This window comes from Streptomyces sp. NPDC059832, from assembly GCF_042731715.1.
Classification (GTDB): domain Bacteria; phylum Actinomycetota; class Actinomycetes; order Streptomycetales; family Streptomycetaceae; genus Streptomyces.
The window spans coordinates 1-2,820 of the sequence record NZ_JBHWIY010000099.1; the positions used below are offsets into that span (position 1 = coordinate 1).

A 2,820-nucleotide genomic window follows, 5' to 3' on the forward strand; every position below is an offset into this window, starting at 1 on the left:
AGTGGTTGAGTTCGTAAGTCCTTCGGGGGTTGACTCTGGGGCCGGTCGTGGGCGCTGCTGACTCTGCGCGCCGGCCCCCGGACGACATCGAGAACCGCTGGCCAAAAGGCATCAATTCGGTTGCCCGGGATACGTGGCTCAGGGATAGGTTCGCGATCATGGACGAAATGAACTTGCTCGAGCGCTCGGGCGGTCCCGTAGTCCGAAGCCGGATCAGCCGTGACCTGGCTGCCCTCGGCCTCGCAGACGGCGACATCGTCATGTTCCACACCCGTATGTCCGCCATCGGTTACGTGGCCGGAGGACCGCAGACCATCATCGGCGCCCTCCATGACGTGGTCGGACCGCAGGGAACCCTCATGGTGACCTGCGGCTGGAATGACGCGCCCCCCTATGACTTCGTCACGTGGCCACAGAGTTGGCAGTCCGCCCTGCGTGCGGAACATCCCGCTTACGACCCCGACCTCAGCGAGGCAGACCACAACAACGGCCGCCTCCCCGAAGCACTGCGCCGCTGGCCCGGAGCCGTTCGCAGCCGTCATCCGGATGCCAGTTTCGCGGCCTTGGGAGCGGCAGCAGCCGAGCTGATGGCCGACCACTCCTGGGATGATCCGCATGGCCCGGACAGCCCCCTTGCACGGTTGGTCGCCCGCAGTGGCCGGGTCCTTCTGCTCGGCGCTCCCTTGGACACCATGACTCTGCTGCACCACGCCGAGGCGCTTGCCAAGGCCCCCAGCAAGCGGTTCGTGGACTACGAACAGCCCATCCTTGTGCAAGGTCAGCGGGTCTGGCGCCGCTTCCACGACATCGACTCGGAGGACGGGGCCTTCGACTACTCGGCAGTGGTGTCCGAGGGGCAAGAGCCGTTCGAAGCGATCGCCCGGGACATGCTCACCGCGGGAATCGGCCGGCAGGGCAGAGTCGGCGCTGCTCAGAGTCATCTGTTCGAGGCCGCGGAAGTCATCGACTTCGCCACTTCCTGGATCGAACACAAACTGAACAGGTAGACGCAGCAGAGGTATCCGCACGTCACCGGCCCGCTGTGATCAAGAACCACAGCCAGAGCAGCCAAGGGCCGGTCAGTCCGCCCGAAGGGGTAAACGAACGGAGCAGTGAGGTCCCCGTTCTCGATACCCGAGTGGCCCTCGCGTTCCGGAAGTCCTTCGGGAGTTGACGGCGGGGGGCGGGGTGTTGTGGCTGGCGTCTGGTCAGGTGCCGGGTGCGGTGAGGTGGAGCCGGCAGGCGCAGTCGAGTGCGTCTGCGGGGGTGCCCGTGGGGCTGCCGGTGGGCAGCATGGAGTCCTCGTAGCGGTCGCTGCTGGCCAGGTAGAGGGCGAAGCCCCATCTGCCGACGGCTCCGGTGTAGCGCAGCCTCATTAGTTTGACCCGTTCGCTGTCGGCCAGTTCGGCCTCCGCATAGGCGAAGGCTCCGCGGTGGCGGACGTGCAGCTGCTTCAGCTGGGGCCAGGCGGTGCGGGCCTGCTCGTCGAGGCGCGCTTCCAGGGAGAGGCGGGTGTGCTCCGAGGGCGTGGGCATGGCGCCCATCCTGACCGAGGGGCCGGTTGCCGGGTGCGGCAGGCTATGACCTGTTGATCCACTTCTCCTGATCGGCCTGTCTGCCTTGCCTGTTGCCCGTGCCCGTCCGATAGTCCTGCGTGCTGCCGATCGCGAACGGCTGAGGCAGATGGCCTACGGCCACAAAACCGAGTACCGGCTGCGGATGCGCGCGCAGGTGGTGCTGCATGCGGCACGTGGACGGTCCAACGCGCGCATCGCCCGCGAGACGCGGCTGCATCTCGACACGGTCCGCACCTGGCGGGGCCGGTTCGCCGAGCACGGCCTGTCCGGGCTGTCTGACCGCGAACGCACCGGCCGCCCGCCAATGTTCACCGCGCTGCAGGTCGCCGAGACCAAAGCTCTGGCCTGCCAACTGCCTGCCGAAACCGGCACGCCGCTCGCTCGCTGGTCATGTCCGGAACTGGCCCGAGAGGTGGTCGCCCGGGCCATTGCCGGATCGATCTCCGCCTCGACTGTGCGGCGCTGGCTGGCTGGCGACGCGCTCAAGCCCTGGCAGTACCAGTCGTGGATCTTCATCCGTGACCCGGACTTCCGCGCCAAGGCCGGCCGCATCATGGACCTGTACGCCCGCATCTCCGACGGCATCCCGCTGGGCAGGGACGAGTACGTGATCTGTGCGGACGAGAAGACCTCCGTCCAGGCCCGCTGCCGTTGCCACCCCACCCTGGCCCCCGGCCAGGCCCGGGCGATGCGCATCAACCACGAATACGACCGCGGTGGCGCCCTGGCCTACTTGGCTGCCTACGACGTCCACCAAGCCAAGGTGTTCGGCCGTACCGAAGCCACCACTGGCATCGTGCCTTTCATGAACCTGGTCATCCAGGTCATGAGCGAAGAGCCCTACGCCAGCGCGAAACACGTCTTCTGGATCGTCGACAACGGCTCCTCCCACCGAGGGAAGGCCGCTATCGACCGTCTGACCAGCACCTTCCCCAACGCTGTCATGGTCCACACCCCCGTCCACGCCTCGTGGACCAACCAGATCGAGATCTTCTTCTCGATCGTCCAGCGCAAGGTCGTCTCGCCCAACGACTTCACGGACCTCGACGAGATCCGGGACCGGCTCCGAGCCTTCGAAGACCGCTACAACGCCACGGCGCAGCCGTTCCAGTGGAAGTTCACCACCTCCGACCTGGACGATCTGCTGGCCAGGCTCGACCGGCACACCGCCGATCACCCAGAAGAATCCTCCGTCGCGCTGGCAGCATGATCAACCCCCGAAGGACTTACGAACTCGACCACT

The 2,820-nt window shown here is 66.6% G+C and carries 3 protein-coding genes; 2 read left to right on the plus strand and 1 reads right to left on the minus strand.

Annotated elements, in window-relative coordinates; translation table 11 throughout:
• Window positions 1-158: 158 nt before the first annotated feature.
• Complete coding sequence (gene aac(3), locus ACFV8T_RS45445) at window positions 159-1,007, plus strand: aminoglycoside 3-N-acetyltransferase (RefSeq protein WP_385339756.1); 849 nt, start codon at window positions 159-161, stop codon at window positions 1,005-1,007.
• 201 nt (window positions 1,008-1,208) lie between these two features.
• On the opposite strand, the gene ACFV8T_RS45450 is transcribed toward aac(3), so the two are convergent.
• Entirely contained in the window at window positions 1,209-1,535 is a 327-nt protein-coding gene (locus ACFV8T_RS45450; protein WP_385339759.1) for a hypothetical protein, read from the minus strand.
• 148 nt (window positions 1,536-1,683) lie between these two features.
• Here ACFV8T_RS45450 and ACFV8T_RS45455 point away from each other — a divergent pair, with 148 nt between their 5' ends.
• A complete protein-coding gene (locus tag ACFV8T_RS45455; protein ID WP_385339762.1) occupies window positions 1,684-2,787 on the plus strand; it encodes an IS630 family transposase in 1,104 nt (367 codons plus the stop codon).
• The last annotated feature ends 33 nt before the right edge of the window (window positions 2,788-2,820 follow it).

Bases quoted from the DNA above. Each gene is read 5' to 3' on its own strand.
- ACFV8T_RS45450 (WP_385339759.1), bottom strand. From the start codon at position 1,535: ATGCCCACGCCCTCGGAGCACACCCGCCTCTCCCTGGAAGCGCGCCTC.
- ACFV8T_RS45455 (WP_385339762.1), top strand. From the start codon at position 1,684: ATGGCCTACGGCCACAAAACCGAGTACCGGCTGCGGATGCGCGCGCAG.